Annotated in this window: 12 protein-coding genes and 1 pseudogene; 6 read left to right on the top strand and 7 right to left on the bottom strand. The window is 62.5% G+C overall.

The window, feature by feature from the left end; all coding sequences use genetic code 11:
• The first annotated feature begins 14 nt into the window (after positions 1–14).
• The 4 genes and pseudogenes from WBN46_RS13225 to WBN46_RS13210 all read left to right on the top strand — a co-directional run bounded on the left by WBN46_RS13225 (position 15) and on the right by WBN46_RS13210 (position 6,809).
• The gene (locus tag WBN46_RS13225; RefSeq protein WP_337731972.1) at positions 15–1,871 is read left to right on the top strand and encodes a diguanylate cyclase; all 1,857 of its coding nucleotides are present in this window, start codon (positions 15–17) and stop codon (positions 1,869–1,871) included.
• Between the two features lie 173 nt (positions 1,872–2,044).
• Positions 2,045–4,957, top strand: coding sequence for an EAL domain-containing protein (locus WBN46_RS13220; protein WP_337731971.1), 2,913 nt, complete (start codon positions 2,045–2,047; stop codon positions 4,955–4,957).
• 713 nt (positions 4,958–5,670) lie between these two features.
• Positions 5,671–6,087, top strand: a pseudogene (locus WBN46_RS13215) (substrate-binding domain-containing protein); the annotation flags it as partial.
• Positions 6,088–6,434: 347 nt separating this feature from the next.
• A complete protein-coding gene (locus WBN46_RS13210) occupies positions 6,435–6,809 on the top strand; it encodes a VOC family protein (protein WP_337731968.1) in 375 nt (124 codons plus the stop codon).
• 64 nt (positions 6,810–6,873) lie between these two features.
• Here WBN46_RS13210 and WBN46_RS13205 read toward each other — a convergent pair whose 3' ends face one another.
• On the bottom strand, positions 6,874–7,824 hold the full coding sequence (locus WBN46_RS13205) for an integron integrase (protein ID WP_337731970.1): 951 nt from the start codon (positions 7,822–7,824) through the stop codon (positions 6,874–6,876).
• A 579-nt stretch (positions 7,825–8,403) separates the two neighbouring features.
• Here WBN46_RS13205 and WBN46_RS13200 point away from each other — a divergent pair.
• Both WBN46_RS13200 and WBN46_RS13195 read left to right on the top strand, forming a co-directional pair.
• Positions 8,404–8,871: a hypothetical protein gene (locus WBN46_RS13200; protein ID WP_337731969.1), complete on the top strand. Its 468-nt coding sequence runs from the start codon at positions 8,404–8,406 to the stop codon at positions 8,869–8,871.
• A gap of 152 nt (positions 8,872–9,023) precedes the next feature.
• Positions 9,024–9,398: a VOC family protein gene (locus WBN46_RS13195; RefSeq protein ID WP_337731968.1), complete on the top strand. Its 375-nt coding sequence runs from the start codon at positions 9,024–9,026 to the stop codon at positions 9,396–9,398.
• A 218-nt stretch (positions 9,399–9,616) separates the two neighbouring features.
• Here the strand turns inward: WBN46_RS13195 and WBN46_RS13190 are convergent, their stop codons facing one another.
• The 6 genes from WBN46_RS13190 to WBN46_RS13165 all read right to left on the bottom strand — a co-directional run bounded on the left by WBN46_RS13190 (position 9,617) and on the right by WBN46_RS13165 (position 17,602).
• A complete protein-coding gene (locus WBN46_RS13190; protein ID WP_337731967.1) occupies positions 9,617–10,603 on the bottom strand; it encodes a hypothetical protein in 987 nt (328 codons plus the stop codon).
• A 65-nt stretch (positions 10,604–10,668) separates the two neighbouring features.
• Entirely contained in the window at positions 10,669–11,397 is a 729-nt protein-coding gene (locus WBN46_RS13185; RefSeq protein ID WP_337731966.1) for an energy transducer TonB, read from the bottom strand.
• A complete protein-coding gene (gene exbD, locus WBN46_RS13180; protein ID WP_337731965.1) occupies positions 11,394–11,819 on the bottom strand; it encodes a TonB system transport protein ExbD in 426 nt (141 codons plus the stop codon). Before exbD ends, WBN46_RS13185 begins: the two co-directional genes overlap by 4 nt.
• Positions 11,816–12,532 carry a tonB-system energizer ExbB gene (exbB, locus tag WBN46_RS13175; protein ID WP_337731964.1) on the bottom strand — a complete coding sequence of 239 codons (717 nt, stop codon included), beginning with the start codon at positions 12,530–12,532 and terminating at the stop codon, positions 11,816–11,818. Before exbB ends, exbD begins: the two co-directional genes overlap by 4 nt.
• A gap of 65 nt (positions 12,533–12,597) precedes the next feature.
• Positions 12,598–15,474, bottom strand: coding sequence for a TonB-dependent receptor (locus WBN46_RS13170; RefSeq protein WP_337731963.1), 2,877 nt, complete (start codon positions 15,472–15,474; stop codon positions 12,598–12,600).
• 85 nt (positions 15,475–15,559) lie between these two features.
• Positions 15,560–17,602, bottom strand: coding sequence for a TonB-dependent receptor (locus tag WBN46_RS13165; protein WP_337731962.1), 2,043 nt, complete (start codon positions 17,600–17,602; stop codon positions 15,560–15,562).
• Positions 17,603–17,661: the final 59 nt, after the last annotated feature.

The raw sequence follows: 17,661 nt of genomic DNA, 5'->3' as shown, positions 1-17,661 counted from the left end.
ACTATCCGCGTGGCATGAGGCTGACAGGATGCGATGTGTCCATGCAGGAGCGGAGGAGCGCGCCGGCTGATCTCGCGCTGGTTGCCGTGTTGGTCGCGGCAGGCGCTTGGTTGTCCAACACCTGGGGCGGACGCCCAGGGGACCTGTCTGCTGTCTGGATTTCAGGAGGCATCCTCTGTGCATGGCTGTTGCTCCGGCCCAGCGCCTCATGGGTAGCGTATTGCGTGGTGGGCGGCATCGCCGATATCGCAGGCCAGTGGGCGGCCGGCACGGCACTTTCCGTGGCTATCGCCCTGTCGCTCTGCCAGGGAATCGAAGTGGTTGGCGTGGCATATTTCATCCGCCGTGAGATTCCCAACATCCGCGACCCCCGCCACTGGATACACTTGGGTGGTGTAGCGACGGTCAGTACACTGCTCGCCTGCGCGGTCTCGGGCCTCCTCGTTGCCGCACTGGCGCACCACGTCATGAAGGCAGACTTCGGCGTCGCGTTCGCCACCTGGTACGGCGCGCACGTGTTGGGCATGGTCATCGTGGGTACCGCCACCCTCGTGCTGCACGTCGAAGGCGTGCGCGCATTGGCTCCACGCGGCCGGCGCACCCGCTTTGCAGTCAGTATGGGATTGATTGCAAGCGTTGGACTGGCAGTGTTCACCCATCCGTATCCAGTGCTCTTTCTGACGTATCCGCCTTTGCTGCTGGGTGCGTTTCGTCACCGGTTTTCTGGTGTCGCCATCGGCGTGACGCTGCTTGCGGTAATCGGCATAGCGCTCACCACCACCGGCCATGGTCCCCTCGCCGGCATTTCCACCTCGCACCCCGCGGTGGGCATCGTACTGTTGCAGCTCTATCTGGCGGGTGGCTGCCTCCTGACCATCCCCGTGGTGCTGGCGATGGCGGAGCGCGATCGGTTGACCGCACGCGTGCGGGACAGCGAGCAGCGCTACCGACTGCTGGCGGATTTCTCAGGCGACCTCGTGGTGAGACTGAACCAATCGGGCGAGCGCACCTATGTGTCGCCTTCCGCAAGAGAAATGCTGGGTTGGTCCCCTGAAGAAATGCTGGGGTCCCGCTGGCACCTCATGCATCCTGATGATCGCGAAGGACAGCGGCGGGCGATGAAGGAAGTGGTCGCGTCCGGCCTTCCGCAGACGCATCGCTTCCGGATCCGGCACCGCGACGGCCAATATGTATGGGTGGAAGTGGTCATGCGATCCGTTCCCGGCGGTGATCCCTCGGTGCCGGTAGACCTCATCCTCTCTGGGAGGGATATCAGCAAGCGAGTAGCCGCTGAGCGGGCCTTGGAAAAGAGCCGACTCGAACTGGAGCGCCTGAGCCTGGTGGATGCCCTGACCGGAGTGGCCAATCGACGCCAGCTGGAACGCCGGCTTGCACTGGCCATTGCACGCCTAGACAGGGGCAGTGGCGCCATCGCGCTGTTCTTCCTCGACCTGGATCACTTCAAGGAGGTGAACGATACGCACGGTCATGCGGCAGGAGACGGCGTGATCCGCTGCTTCGCGGATCGCCTGCAAGCGGTGGCGAACGAGGAGAAGGGCCTGGCGGTCCGTTTGGGTGGGGACGAGTTCGTGATCCTGCTCGATGGCAACATCACCGCAGCGGCCGTCGAGGAGGTCGCAAGACGCATATTGGCATCGGTCGATGCACCCATGTACTTCGGAGGAATTTCGCTGATGCTCACCACGAGTATCGGGATCGCGTTCGCGCAATCGCCTGTAGAGGAAGATGACCTGCTGGCTACGGCGGACGAGGCGCTGTACAAAGCAAAGCAGCAGGGGCGCAATCGGTTCCATCTGACCATGGTGCGCGCATCGCGTCCGCAGCAGTCCGCCCCCAATGTGTCTGCGTAGGCACCCAACTGCCATTCCGCAGGCACCTGTGTGGCCGACCCATGGACGTGTCCGCTGGAACCGCTGTCGCGGCGCGTGCATGATCGGCGCGTCGAAGGGATGTCCAGTATGGCAGGGGTGACGACGCCATGAGAGCGGCGCTGACTCGGGTAACCGCGGCCTCCCCATCCACCGTGCGCTGGATCGGCACCTGCCTGGGCCTATTCATCAGCATTGGGCTGGTTCTGACGGTCGTGCAGGATCGGCTTGCACGCGTAGAAGCAGCGCGGCGCCAGAGCACGGCCGTGGCCATTGGTGTGGATCGCCTGCTCCATTACGAGCTCCGCAACCTCGAGCGTGCGTTGCGAGGCATGGCGGTCGAAGCGGATGGCTACGCGGAAGACTATCCCGAGCGCAGCCGGTGGGACCTGCCGGCAGCAATCCGCGGGGTAGTCTCGCGACATGTCGAACTTCAGGACATCGATCTGTACGACGCCGAGTGGCGCGCGATCCATCATGGCGTCGGTGCGCATGAACGCCCGGCTCACCCTGCATACACTCCCGGGCATGGCGGGGGGCTGGGCGTGGGGGGGCTGCAGCAGGAGGGCCATGGCGAGCCGATCATCCCCCTGGCGCTGCGCACGCCCGAAGGCAACTGGCTGGTGGCACGGCTGCGCACGTCGGAGCTGCAGCGCATGCTGGAGGGTCTGGATATAGGTAGGCGGGGCAGCGCAGGAATCCTGGACTGGAATGGCGTGGTGCTAGCGCGCCAAGGCATTAGTGGCGCCTACGTGGGCAGGCAGGTGCCGTTGCCTGCAAACCTCACGCCGGGCGCCACGGTGCAACTGGATATGGTGAGTCGACTGGATGGCATCGAGCGCTTCGCCAGTTTCACCTCGACCAGTGACTATCCTTTCGTTGTGGCAGTCGGTCTTTCGAAACAGGACGCGATGGCGCCTTGGTGGCGCTATGCGGTCATCGCAGGCTGCCTGTTGGTGCTCTATTGGCTGGGGATGTCTTACCTGATGCGGAGGATGTCGGTGTCCGAGGCTGCTCGCCGTAGAGTTCACGATGAACTACGGCGGCATGCCGACTGGCTCACGAAGGCCCAAGAAGCTTCGCACGCAGGTGTATGGGCGATGGAACTTGGCGATGACCACGTCCGCGCTTCCGCGCATGCCGCCAGCCTGTTCGGTTTCGCCCCTGTCGCGGGCATGTTGCCGCTGGCGGAGTTCTTCCAGCGCATGCACGTACTGGACAGGCAGAGGGTCGAACGCGAATTCGAACAGGCGCGGGCAAACGGGCAGCCGTTCCGCTCCGAGTACCGCATTGTCATGCCGGATGGACAGTGCCGTTGGATCAGTGCGCAGGGCGCGTTGATCGAGGGTGAAGACCACAAGCCACGCATGACGGGCACGATCGTCGACATCACCGAGCGCATGGCGCGGCAGGAAGAGCTGAAGCGCGCGGAGATCCAGTTCCGCGAGTTGTTCGACCTGAATCCACTGCCATTCTGGGTATTCGATATCGAGTCTCTCCGGTTCCTGGCGGTCAATGCTGCCGCCATTTCCCGTTACGGATACTCGCGCGAAGAGTTCCTGGGGATGACTATCCTGCAGATCCGCCCGGCCGGAGAGGTCGAGGCGGTACTCGCGTCGGTCAATGACGGTGCCGAACCACGCGACGCCTCGCCTGTATGGATTCATGTCCGCCGCGACGGAACGCCCATGCATGTCCGCGTGCACAGCAGCAGCATCATGTTCAATGGGCGTGCAGCGCGGTTGGTACTCGCCGAGGACGTGAGCGACCGGGTGGCCCACGAGAAGGATCTCGCATGGCGGGCTGCGCATGACGAGGGCACGGGCCTGCTCAATCTACGTACGTTCGTCGAACAGCTGGATGACCCGCCGGAACCGGCCGGAAACAGCGGGATCTACGCTGTCGCCTACGTGCAATTGCGCGATCTCGCATTCGTTTCGCCCACCTTCGGGCACCGTACGCGCGACGAGATGATCCGTGGCATCGCGCAGCGTCTCGCCGCCGTCGCGGGTCGGCACGGGCCGCTGGCCTACGTGCCTGCCGATGCCTTCGTCGCCATGACGCGCCATGCGGCCGACTGGAACGAACTGGTCGACGAGCTGTTGGCTGCATTCTCCGAGCCCGTCGAGTCGGGAAGTGGAAGCCAGCGCATGGAAGCATGGATAGGAATCGCCTTCCGGCAAGCCCCCGACCAGGGGGCGGAAGAAGTCGTGGCACATGCGTCGCTTGCCGCACTGCAGGCCCGCGCCGAGAACAGCAGGACGATGCACTACACCGACAGCATGGCGGACGACGCCAGTCAACGACTCGCTATGATCGATCGCCTGCGACGGGCGCTGCCGGGTGATGAGTTCGAGCTCTTCTTCCAGCCCATCCAGCGCCTGAAAGACGGTGCGGTCTTTGCAGTCGAAGCGCTGTTGCGGTGGCGTACCCCGAGTGGCTACGTTGCACCGGACAGGTTCATCCCCTTGAGCGAGGAATCGGGCCTCATCGTGCCCATCGGCGATTGGGTGATCGACAAGGCGGCACAGGCATATCAGGCGGTGGCGGCGGCGGGGTTCCCGGGAATGGCCATCGCGGTCAATGTTTCCGCTGTGCAATTCATGTCCGGGACCGTTCCCCGTCTCCTCCGGAGTGTCCACGAGCGCTACGGCCTTCCGCCCGGCAGCCTGCATGTCGAGTTGACGGAGAGTGTCATGCTTCGCCGCCCCGATATGGCACGGGCGGCGATGGAGGAATTGCAACGCGATGGCGTGTTCATCTCCATCGATGACTTCGGCACCGGCTTTTCAAGCATGACGTACCTGCGCGACCTGCCGGTGGATTGTCTGAAGATCGACCGCAGCTTCATCCGCCACGTGCACCGCGATCCGAGGAATGCATCGATATGCCAGGCATTGATAGCGCTTGGGCGCGGCCTCGGCCTCGGCATCGTGGCAGAGGGCGTAGAAGCCGAGGAGGAGCTGGCCTGGCTGAAGCGGCATGGCGTCGACAGTGTCCAGGGTTTCCTGATCGCACGACCCGCTCCGCTGGAAGAGTTGCTCGCCTGGCTCGCGGCGCCTAAATGAGTGCTGGCATCACTAATTCACATATGTTCGGCATGCATTCATTAATGTCTGAAAGCCGGAATCTCAGTCTGATGGTGTAGTAGCGGCAGTATCGACATATCTTCTCGGGTTTTATGGCCACCTTGCTGTGGCCTAAGATCCGAGTACTTTCAGCACGGCCCGTTTTAAAAGACGCGCTGCTCCCAAGCGGGGTAGCTGGGCAGCATGGTTTCGGCTGCGTGTTCATCCATGAGCCACGCGCCGTTGGTACGCATGTGGTCTTCGATGAAGTGGTGTCTTGCGATGTCGCGCGATACAACGGTGTAGTCGCACGGATAGGATCTCTATGGTGCGAGCCGAATGGGGCCGTGAGTTGCAGCTGCGAACGGGACGTTAGCATGGCGAGATCTAGCCTGTCTTAACCATTTAGCTCATGCTCCATCCGTTCCTGCGGGCTAGTGCGATAGCAGCGCTTTCGGCCCTATCGCGGCTAGCGTGGCGCTCAGTGGTGACCACGTCGACGCGTGCACGCCCCTCTGCAATGCGGAACATTGCGCGGCCCTGCCAATAGACCATTCCCAGCGGATCAATCTTCTCGATCGTCTGTACAGTCAGTTGGTGTCCGTTGTCCGTGATCGTCCTTACGGTCATAGCTTGCCCCTCGCCATGTGGAAATCTACTTCAAGGACCTCCGACACGGCAAAGGATGCACCGGACTGCGAATCTTTGCACCCGTCCTGGGACATCGGCTGCCGCCGACGGCACGCGAGATCGTCAAACAGTTGGGTCCGCACGCGCCGGTGGTCAATGGCTGCGAGTTCGATCCGGCGTTGGGCATTCCCAGCGTCCATATCGACAACGCGGCCGCCGCTCGCGCCGCGATGGAACACCTGTACGCATTAGGGCACGAGCGCATCGCGGTGGTCGGTGGCCCACCCGACGATCCCCTGCATCAACAACGACTGGAAGGGGCGAGAACCGCAGCCAGGGCGCGCGGCCGCCTGCGCCAGCTGATGCTCGCGCCGGGCGATTTCTCCGTGCAGTCCGGCTACGCGGCGGCCAGACAACTGCTGGGGCAGGGTTCCAGCACACCGACCGCAGCCTTCTGCTTCAGCGACCAGATGGCGTTGGGGGTACTGGCCGCCTGCAGGCGTTGAGCGCCTAGCCGTCTATCGCAACAAGGTGAGCTATCACTACGACGATCTCACGCTCGAGCACTTATATGAATTCGAGCAAGAGAATGCGGATGACTTCTTCAAAGTTGTAGAGGATTTCGTGCGATTCTCAACCTGCTGGGCTCAGCTGACGAAGGAAGTATTGACTCATGCGCGGTCCGTGGCCAAGGCCTAACAATCATTCAAGCCGAACCCGCTTCGCGGTTCGGCTCAATTTTGGCGTTGTAGAGGTCCGCTTCTGGCCGGGAGCGGACATGAGCGTCCTAGGCTTGGCGCAAGAGTGCTCACGCGTCTAGCATGACAATCCCTTCTGGAGATTGATCATGCTTCACCACTTGTCCCTCGGCGTGCGTGATCTTGAGCTTTCGGCAAAGTTCTACGATGCCGCCTTGGGCGCGCTTGGATATCGACGCGTTTTTGAGGACGAAACCGCCATCGGATACGGGTTGGTGGACGATGAGGATCTGCTCTGTCTGAAGCTCCGCGACGATGCGAGACCTCCCGGTGCGGGATTTCATCTGGCGTTTTCAGCACCGTCCAAGGCTGCCGTCCACGACTTTCACACAGCAGGACTGCAATCGGGTGGGCAAGACAATGGTGGGGCCGGACTTCGACCTGACTACGGAGAGCACTACTATGCTGCGTTCCTGGTCGATCCGGACGGCCACCGTATCGAAGCCACTATCAACGTCCCCTAGCCATAGCGGCGAGCGACCGCTCCCGACCCAAAGCGGACATCCTACGAATGTCCGCCTCTTGTGCTCAGAGCACGTGCAGTCGGTCGAGCGGGCTAACCGTCTTGCGGATGGCTTGCTCTACGTGTGTATAGATCATGGTGGTTTTGAGATTTCGGTGACCCAGCAACAGTTGGATGGTCCGAATGTCCGTGCCGGCTGCGAGCAAGTGAGTGGCGAACGAGTGGCGTAGCGTGTGAACCGAGGCGTGCTTGGCGATGCCTGCTTCGTGCACAGCTTCCTTGAAGGCCGTCTGGACGCCCGATTCAGACGCATGCCAGCGAAGACGTCGGCCAGTCTGAGGGCAGGTCCGAACGACTCGAGAGGGGAACAGGAACTGCCAAGCCAAGCTCTGGCTGGCGCTTGGATACTTTCGCTCCAGCGCATCGGGGAGAGGAGCAAATCCGCCACCACGCACAAGGTCCTGCTTGTGCAGTCTGGCCACTGCTAGCAGCTGGCGGCGCAGCGGGGACTTCAGGCGATCAGGCAATAGGGTGGTGCGGTCCTTGCCGCCTTTCCCGGCCCTGACGTGGATCAGCCCGGCCTGCAGGTCTACGTCCTTGACCCTGAGGGTCATGCACTCGGTTACGCGTAGTCCTGAGCCATAGAGCAGGTGGGCCATCAGGGCAGCAACACCACCCATGTGTGCCAGAGTCGCGATCACCTCGTCCGTGCTCAAGACAACCGGTAAACGGTCCCTACGCTGGACCCGCCGCAGGCCACTGAGGTGGTTGACTTCAGATTCCAGTACATCGCGATAGAGGAACAGCAAGGCATTGAGCGCTTGCGACTGGGTGGAGGCGGCGACACCTCCTACTGCCGCGAGATGATTGATGAAGGCAACGATGCCGGCCGGGCCAACGGCACGTGGGTGCTGGCGGCCATGGAAATGGATGTACCTACGAATCCAGAACCGATAAGCCTGCTCGGTGCGGCGGCTCAGGTGTCGTCGTCGGCAAACCACGGACACTTGGTCCATGAACCGGAGAGGGGGTGGGGTGGTGGCGCTCGGCTCACCCCATGAGGGTCGCTCCAGTGATGGTGAAACGACGGCAGCGTACCCCCGTTCGCGTCATCCGTGGGTCCGGTTATACGTCGGCTTGTTAGCCGGACCGAGCCGCCCTAAGATCGAGCTGTATCAAGGGGATAGCCCACCATACGGTGCGCTGTGGATAAGTCGTATAACCGGACCCAGTGGTCCGGCTATTAGGTAGTTAGGTGCCATGGAAAAAACGTCATCGCCGAGCACGCTAAAGACAGACCTAGCTGTTTTCGCGCTATTGGCGGCCTTGGCAGTCGCTGCGTTCTTGTTTAGAGATGCCCTTGGCCTTCTGGTGTTCGTCGGGCTAATTGTTGCGTTACTGGTGCAGCTCTTTCGGTTCGCGTTCTTTCGCGGGCGGAGCGAGACACTCAAAAAGCTCTGGGATGGCGTCAAGGACGCATTCTGGGGCATTGGCTAAGCAACATACCTTTCAGAGATTAGCGACCATGGCACCTAACAAATCATTCAAGCCGAACCCGCTTCGCGGGTCGGCTTAATTCCGGTGTTAGGTGCCACATGGAGCTGCAACGCTACTTTAAGGAGGACGACGGCTCGCTCCCTGAGATTGAGCTGCACTTCCCTTCGCCTATCCAAGTTGCACGTGCCTTTGCTCATCTATTCGCCCTTGGTGCCGTCGACGCGACGGTGGGTGGATGTCGCGTTTGGGTGCCGGCCACGGACAGTGACCGCCCCTTCAGCAGCCCGGCGGACGCGGAGCTAGCCGTTAATGGCGATTTAGAGCCATTTCATATCGTCCTGGCCGGTGTGACCTTGGGCGAGACGGTCATTCCGGAAGTCGGAGTGTGGGTGGATGCGGACGGGATTACACTCGACTATCGGATGGGTCCTGAGTGGGGTTCGGCTCAAATTGATGGGCTGATCCGCTTGTTAAGGGATCTTCGCAAACTAGGTGCATCTATTGCTGTTCCTTGGTGGGGTGCTGATGGAGAGCGCGCCTTCAATGATCGGGTGGGTGGCACCTAACAATTCATTCAAGCCGAACCCGCTTCGCGGGTCGGCTTAATTCAGGTGTTTTGGGCGATGTCCGCTTCTGGCCGGGAGCGGACATGAGCGTCCTAGGCTTGGCGCAGGAGTGCTTACGCGTCTAACATGTCAATCCCTTCTGGAGATTGATCATGCTTCACCACTTGTCCCTCGGCGTGCGTGATCTTGAGCTTTCGGCAAAGTTCTACGATGCCGCCTTGGGCGCGCTTGGATATCGACGCGTTTTTGAGGACGAAACCGCCATCGGATACGGGTTGGTGGACGATGAGGATCTGCTCTGTCTGAAGCTCCGCGACGATGCGAGACCTCCCGGTGCGGGATTTCATCTGGCGTTTTCAGCACCGTCCAAGGCTGCCGTCCACGACTTTCACACAGCAGGACTGCAATCGGGTGGGCAAGACAATGGTGGGGCCGGACTTCGACCTGACTACGGAGAGCACTACTATGCTGCGTTCCTGGTCGATCCGGACGGCCACCGTATCGAAGCCACTATCAACGTCCCCTAGCCATAGCGTCGAGCGACCGCTTCCGACCCAAAGCGGACATCAATCGGGTACCAGTGAGTTCGGATATCCGGCGCTCCGTTCAGCATCAGCAAGTGGCGGCGCACGTCATCGCTCAAGCTGAAGACCAACTTCTGACGGGTATGAGGTGCCTGCGTCGCGAGCAGGCACCTCAACTTTGGCTCTCAAGTATCTGCTTATCGCCGTAGGTATTCGGCTGCCTAGAGCGCTGCGTTGGCGGGACTGCATTTGTTGTCGGTGGGGCAGAACCAGTCGCGCAGCATGGCGGCCACGCCGGGCTTTCCGGGACCCACGTACTGCGCGCGCCGCACCTTGTAGGCGCTGAGGATCGCGCCCGCCCGCTCCTTGAGCCGGAGATCAGCCTCCGTAACGTCCGTCCCCTTTGGCACCGCGTACGTGAACTGTCCGGTCTCGCGCTGGAAGGTAGGGACCGCACGGAAGTCACGCGCCACGAAATCGCCCGTCATGTCCTGATGGATGGAGGAGTCCACGAAGAAGCGGACGGCCTCGTCGGGGTAGCCGAACAGATACCCGTAGCCGGCGAATCGCGACGCATCGCGCGCGTACTCGACAGCCATAAGCGCCTCGATGGGATTGGAGTGCGGCGTGATCGACCAGCGGGAGAAGAACTTCTCCTTTCGCTGGATCATGTCGGCCAGGACGGGGCGAGAGAAGAGAACGCCCTCCACATGCCGGTTGCCCGCATGGGGCGTGGCGAAGTGCACGATGTCCGCATGGATCTCATCGCCGCATGTCCAAGTGGAGACGATCCGACGTAGATCATCGACCTCCCGAAGGGCGGTGAAGCGGTCTGCTGCAGACTTGGCTTCCGCGAGCCGGGCCTTTTGCTCATCCGTCATCTTCGACGCGCGGCGCGATCCGAGCTCGGCCATCACTGACGTCGCTTCTTCCTCGCTCATGCGCGGGATGGAGGTGGACACCCTTCGGTCATAGAAGCCGGAACTCATGGGCTTGAGGCCACCCACCAGCGTGAAGAGTGCTTCGGTGTCCAGCGCTTCGAGGAGATACTTCTCCGACTTCTGTTGGAGCTCCGCAGGGAGTCCTTCGTGGTTGAAGCATTGGTGCTTCGCGTTCGTCTGGGCCAGCGACGTCGTGCTCGCGGTGATGCCGGCGATCGCCAGAAAAACAAGAGGAACGATCCTCAGGCGTGTCTTCGCGTAGTTCATGATCTTCCTGTCTCATGGTGGAAAGGGTGGGACGACGGTGGCCGCGGCCGGAATCCGGACAACGATCAACGTCTTCGGACGTAGAAGTCCACGGGCACCATCACATCGACGGGGTAAGGCGCCAGCTCGGTCGGTGGCGGCGGAACAGGGCTGGCCCGCTGCACGGTGTCGAGCGTTGCTTCGTCCAGCAGCGCGCTGCCACTGCTTCGCTCGATCCTGGCGTTGGCGACATGACCTTGTTGGTCCACTGAGAAGCGCACATGCGCCGTGCCCTCCTGGCGCATGCGTTCGGCCTGGCGGGGATAACGGCGGTGCTGCTCAAGGTGTCCCAGCAGGATGCCCTGCCATGTCGCGGCCATCTCTGTCCGAGTGCCTGCCACCGTCTGTCGCGCGGCAAGCCGCGTGCTGGGTACGGCATCGGCGCTGGGCGGTGCCTGTGCCTGCATCGGCTTCTCAGAAGCAGGCCCTTCGGGCTCTTCGGGTGCCTGGTCGGGATCCTGCACGTCAGGGCTGTCGAACGTCGGCAATTCGACGCGGGGTTGCAGGCGCGGTTGCTCCGCCCGCAACGGGCGCTCGTCCGGCGGTTGCACGGGGCCTGGCGGCATGTCCGTGGGTGGCGCCGGCGGCGCCTCGGGCGTCGTGGCCAGTTCAAGCATGATGGCGTCCGCGGCGAGATCCGCTGTCGCAGGGGGCGCAGTTCGCCACCACAGCACTGCCGCGATGGCTGCCAGATGCACGAGGACCGCCACGGCGAAACTGGAACTCCACACGACCGCGTGCCTGGACGCCGTCATTCCCCGGCCCGCTCCAATCCCACCAACGCGACCTTCAGATAGCCGGCATCGCGCAGTGCATTCATTGCGTCCATCAGATCGGCGTACGACACGGATTGATCGGCGCGAAGGAAGACGCGCGTGTCGCGATCGCCCTGCGTGGTGGCATCGAGCGTGGTGCGCAGGTTGCTTGATGTAACGTGCCGCTCGTTGACGCTCCAGCTCAGGTCAGCCTGCACCGAGAGGAAGACAGGATCGGCCTCGCGAGGCTTGGGTGCCGCGGCGTTGGCCGGAAGCTCCACGGGAATGTCCACCGTCGCCAGCGGCGCAGCAATCATGAAGATGATCAGCAGCACCAGCATGACGTCGATGAAGGGGGTGACATTGATCTCGTGGTTCTCCGCGAGATCCTCGTCATCGTGCCCGCCTGCACCCGATTTCATGGCGCTTCCCTCTGCGTCCTTCGATCCAGGTCCCGGGAAACCAACTGCTGGATGCCCGCGGAGAGATCGCCCAGGACGCCCTTGAGGCCCGCAAGGGTTCGCGCGAAGTGGTTGTAGATCACGACGGCAGGGATGGCGGCTACCAGACCGAGCGCGGTGGCCAACAAGGCTTCGGCAATGCCGGGGGCAACCACCGCCAGATTGGTGGTGTTGGATTCGGCGATGCCAACGAAGCTGTTCATGATGCCCCAGACCGTCCCGAACAGCCCCACGAACGGCGCCGTCGCGCCGATGGTGGCCAGGACACTGGCGCCTTTGCGCAGCTCGCGCAGGTGACTCGCTTCCAGTCGGTCAAGCCGGGAGGCGACACGCTCGCTGACGCCCGCCTTGTCTTCCATATCGTGCGATAGCCGAAGTTCCAGCACCGTCGCATCGAGCAGCGACCGGGGGATGTCGTGCTGCAGGGCATCCGCGTCTTCGATGTCGCTCAGTCGAACGGCTGCGAGCATATGATCGCGCGCTTCGCCCAATCGGCGGCGCACGCGGGAAAACTCCCAAGACTTGGCGAGCAGCACGGTCCAGGTGACGAGTGAGGCCAGCGCCAGCCCCACCATGACTGCCTGCACGATGATGTCCGCATGGACGAACATCCCCCACGCGGTCAGTGTGTCGGGAGCGAGGGCAACCCCGGCAGTGGCGGAAAACGGCAACATGGAGAGCGTCCTGATCAATGGTTTGGACGAAGCAGGCGAAAGGTGCCGCCTGCTCGATTCGTCGCTTAGAAGCGGTAGCCGAGTTCCAGCTGGAAGTGGCGACCCAGCTCGTATTCCTCGTAGCCCCCGGCAAAATCGTCGATATGGCTGGCCACGTTGCGCCGGTTGAGCACATTGGTCACGTCGAGATTGGCGAATACCGTCTCCTGCTTCACGCCCAGACGCTTTGCCCAAGCGAGACGCAGATCCCATGTCATCGCCGTGCCGAAGTCGCGCGGCTCGTAGACATCGATCTGGTCACTTTCATACTCTGCGCTTTCGCCCGTGTACCACGCAGCCTTGTAAGGGCCGCGCCAGCTCAGGAAACTTCCGACCGTCAGGTCCAGCGCCGGTATCTCGGTCTGCGTCAGGATGCGCACCGTCCACGGGCGGGCGAAGTTCTCCACTGGGCGCTCGTTGTAGCGGAAGACCTGACCCCGATACTGGATGAAGTAGTTGTAGCCGTATCGAGCGCCGTCCGGATCGTTATGAGAACGCTCGATGTCGGTCCAGTTGGCGATCAGTTGCACATGGGTGCTCGTTCCACCCCACTCGAACTGGCGCTGGGGCTGCACGGTGAGCGAGACGCTGTCCGTATCGCTGTGGCCGATGTTCTCGTAGGCGTAGTGGAAGGTCTGCCGAACCGTGGGGTCAGGTACGGGCCCATCGACCCGGACCGTGATGATCTGGTCGCGCCCTTTGCGCTTGACGTACTTGAGGTCGAAGGCGGTATTCCATGCGATCTGCTGGAATCCCAGCGTCCACTCATCGTCGTACGGTACGTCCAGATCGCCCAGCAAGGTGGTGTTGAGCGCTGTGGGCACCGGCGTCGACCACACAAGATTTGATCCGCGTGACATGGTGAACTCCAGCGACTCGCGCCCCACGCGAAGGGCCCGGTCGAAGATGTTGCGCCCGTAGTAGCGGTTGATGCCCGCGATCAGGCGGCTGCTGCCATCTGCGGCAAAGTCGTATTCGACCGCCAAACGGGGAGCGACGGTGGTCTTGTCGGTATAGTCGTCGCTGTCGATGCGCACGCCCGGTCGGAAACGAGCATTGCCGGCGCGCATGTCGTCCTCTGCCCACACCGTCCAGGCATTCTGCTCGACCTCGAATCGGCCCGCCTTGTAGAGGAAGACTTGGTTGGCGTATTGACCATCACCGGGTCGGAAGCCGGAAGATGCCGGCATTCCCTCCGGGAACGTCAGCGGCGAGGTCGAGCAGTGACGATCATCGAGCACGCCGTTGGCATCGACGCAGGTCCGCGTCGGGCGTAGCGCCCCCACACCATGGTCGGTGTACTGCTGTTTGCGCTCGTACACCGCCTCGGTGCGGGACAGGCCAACGCCGGCCGCGAAGCGATGTTCACCGCCGAACAGTTCGACCGGCGACCATTCGAACTTGCCCTGGTAGCCCACGCTCTCCTGTTCCTGGTGCAGATCGCCGAAGGTGCCGTACAAGGCCAGGCCGGTAGGGCGGCGCTCGCCCCAGTTGATCTCGGGCGAGTGCCGCCAGCGGGCGAACCACCCCGGGCCGCCTGTGCGCGAATGCTCCAGCAAGGAGCCATTGAGCTTGTGGGTCTGCACGACACGATCGCCTTCGTAGGTCAGCGTCATGCCCACATTCGTGCCGCCACCATCGATGATGAAATCGCCGTTCATCGCGTTGCGGTTGAAGTGCTCACTTTGGTGCGGTTCGTAGTTGACCCCCGTCTCCAGCATCAGGCGTTCAGTCGGGGTCCATACCCCTTTCAGGAAGTAGTTGTCGATCTGCCGGAAGACGTTGGTGAAGGTGGGCAGGCTTGCCCCGCCCTGCTCCATCGACTCGTTGAGCATGCGCTGGTTGTAGATTTCCGAACGCTTGCGGGTGAAGCTGCCGAGCAGCCCGAAGGTGTCGGTAAAATGACCTTCCAGGTTCAGGCGCCACGTCGTAGTAGCGAACTCGGGCTGGTTGCGCACGTAGCCATCTGCAATGGCGGGCGTGTCATAGAACTCGTCCTTCTTCCAATCATCCAGGTGATACTTCGCCCACGAACTGCGCGTGTGGGTGGCCGACACGCTGCCGTGATAGTCCTTGCTCGGCATGCGCGTGACCGCATCGATCACGCCACCGTTGAAGCCACCATACTCGGCGGGAACGTTGCTGTCGTAGACGACGACGCGGTCGACCAGGCCGATATCCAGCGCGATGCCCTGGCTGGTGTTCCCGTGCAGTTCGGTCGCCGACGCATTTACGTAGGCATACTCGCGATTGGATGGATTGATGTCGTTGTTCACCGACATGCCGTCGACCATGAACAGGTTCTGCCAGAACGCCGCACCGTGGATGCTGATGTCCGCCGGCTCGAGATCGCCGGGCCGGTTGCTGCTGTTCGCACCGCCGTCGAGTTGTACGGCTGGATTCATCCGCAGCAGGCTGGTGATCTGTCCGTGGCTGGCCGGGATCGCGTTGAGTGATCGCTCGTCATACTCACTCTTTCCTTGATAGGTGCCGTCTGCGTCCCCACTTCCCTGTACCGAAAGCGGCGCGGTGACCAGAGTCCCGGGCGTATCGCTATCGCGGGAAGGCACCAGCGCATACTCTCCTCCAGGGCGGACCACCACTTGCCATGGCGTGCCAGTCAGTAGCTGCCGCAGGGCAGCTTCCGGGGTCAATGCGCCCTGCACGGCCGAGCCACGACCCGTCAGGCCGGGCGGCAACTGCACCCTGGTGCCCGACTGGGTCTGAAACTGCACCAGCGCCGTCTCCAGCGCCTGCGCCGGAATGTCGAACTGCCTGACGTTGTAAGCGCTGCCGTCGGCCGCCCTGGCGTCGGTCGCAACGGAAGACAGGGCGATTGAAACCGCACAGGCCAGCGCCAACTTAGAAAGCAGCGGGCGACAGGTACGAGAAGGGCGCGACATGGATGACACTCCTTGAGAGGGGGTTGCTCGCCAAGCTTGGCGAGAGGTGAAGTTCTTCCGGGGGACACTTGCAGCGAGAAAGGCGTCAGAGCTTCAGCGTGACGCCGACGAACAACGCACGGCCTGTGGAAGGCGAGAACATCGGCTGCGCCTGTTCCCAGAAGAAGCTGTCGTACCAGGCGTAGACGTACTCGCGCCCGGTCGCGTTCTTGACCTGCATGTCCAAGCTCAGTCGTGGATTGATCTGGTACTTCGCGCTCAGGTCGAGCACGGCGAAGCCGCCGAACTTGCCGGCCACGTTCTGCTCCTCAAGGTAGTAGTCGCCTTGCGCTCGACCTTGCAGTCCGAAGGTCAATGCATCGGTAGTACGGAAGTCGATACCCAGATTGCTGATGTAGCGGGGCGTGGCGGCCACCTCGCGCCCTTCGAGGGGAAGGCTGGCCGAGCGACCGACCCGTTCGATCTTCGCTTCTTGGTAGGCGTGCGAGGCCCAGACTGTCCAGCGCTCCCCTAGACGTGCATCGACCTGCATGTCGACGCCTCGGCGACGGGTCTTGCCCAGCACCAGTGTGGTGCCGGTTGCGGGCATGTTGGAGACCTCGTTCTCCGCATCCTGCTGCCACGCCGCGACGCGCGCTTGGACACCATCGAACGGGCTGAACTTGATGCCCGCTTCGACGCCCGTGTTGGTCGACGGCCGCATCGCGGCTTGGCCCGGCGTCAGATAGGCCGGCGCGGTTGCCCCGGTGAGCACCTGGAACGTGCGGCCCCAGTTGGCGTACACGTTTGTGCGGGGCGTCAGCGCATACACCACGCTGAGCTTCGGTTGTCCGATCGTGCCGTAGTCCTGCAGCGGAGCACGAACACCACCCAACAAGTGGGTCGTGCCATCGAACCTGTCCACGCGATAGGCGGGCACGATCTTCAGCGCATCGAGGGGTTGATAGATGGCCTGGATGTAGGCGCCCCAGTTGTCGAACGTGTGGGTATCGTCGTTCTGGACCCGCGCCGGTACGCCATCGAAGTTGGTTGGCTCGGCGTAGTTGAAGCGCTCGCGCCGATAGTGGTTGTCCTGCTGCTCGTAGTTGACGCCGCCCTCCAGCGTAAGCATGTCACTGGCGGTCCAGGTCAGCGTGGCGAGCAGGCCCGCCTGCTTCTCGTCCCAGAGACGACGCTGCCGGGGCGCATTGCCGGTGGGCAGGTCACTGAAGGTGACGCGGCGATCGTCTTCATATCGGTTGTAGTAGAGCTTGCTGCCCAGCATCAGGCCGTCGGCCAGGCCGAGATCCAGGTGAAGGGCGGCCTGCCGCATGTCGCGGTCATCGCCGTCGTTGCGGTTGCGAAGATCGGAACCCTTGCGGTCGGCGCGCAGTTCCTCGGCCGTCATGAAGCCGGGTTCATCCGCCTCATGATGGTAGGCACGTGCGGTGAGTCCGATCCGCATTCCATCTTCCAGGCTGCCGTAGAACCACTTTCCGCCGATCGAGTACTTCTCCGAGGCATCGTGGTCGCGGTAGCCGTCCGACGCGAGTACGCCGACGACGTAATTCTGCGAAACGTGCCCGTGCTCGCGCCCCACCGCGACTTGGGCGCCGCGCGTATCAAAGCTGCCATAGGTCAGCCGGGCATCGGTGTACTCGCCGCCCTGGCGCGTGCCGAAATTGATGTTGCCGCCGATGTTGTGCAGTCCATAGCGGGGATCGTTGGTTCCGCGCACGACTTCGATGTAGTCAATCTCCAGCGGGAACAGCATGTCGATGAAACGCTGGTTGCCGCTGTTGACGTTGCTGGGCACGCCGTCGATCAGCGTCTTGATGGCATTGAGATAGCCCTCGCCATTGAACGCACGGAAGCTGACCTTGCCGGACTCCGCACCCTGGCGCGTCTCGGTCAGTTGCATGCCGGGCATCAGGCCCAGCAGTTCCCAGCTCTGGGAGACGTTCTTGTCCTCGATGTCTTCGGCGCCCAGGACGTCGACCGAGGTCAGCACCTCGTTCGCGGTGAGCTGGTCGCGGCTGGAGCGGACTTCCACCGTTCCCATGGAGGTAGTGGCGCCTGTGGATTGCGCGTGGGCCGAGTTGGCTGCCAATGCAGACAGGAGGGAAATACTCAGGATGTGGAGTTTCATGGAGGCAGAGGCTTGGCAGGTCCCGCAGGGCGGCACCGGGGGTGGGAAGAGGGTGGGAA

The sequence above is a fragment of the Pseudoxanthomonas sp. CCNWLW251 genome, from assembly GCF_037402255.1.
GTDB lineage: Bacteria > Pseudomonadota > Gammaproteobacteria > Xanthomonadales > Xanthomonadaceae > Pseudoxanthomonas_A.
Note: the sequence above shows the minus strand (reverse complement) of the source record. Positions and strands in the feature narration are given on the sequence as shown.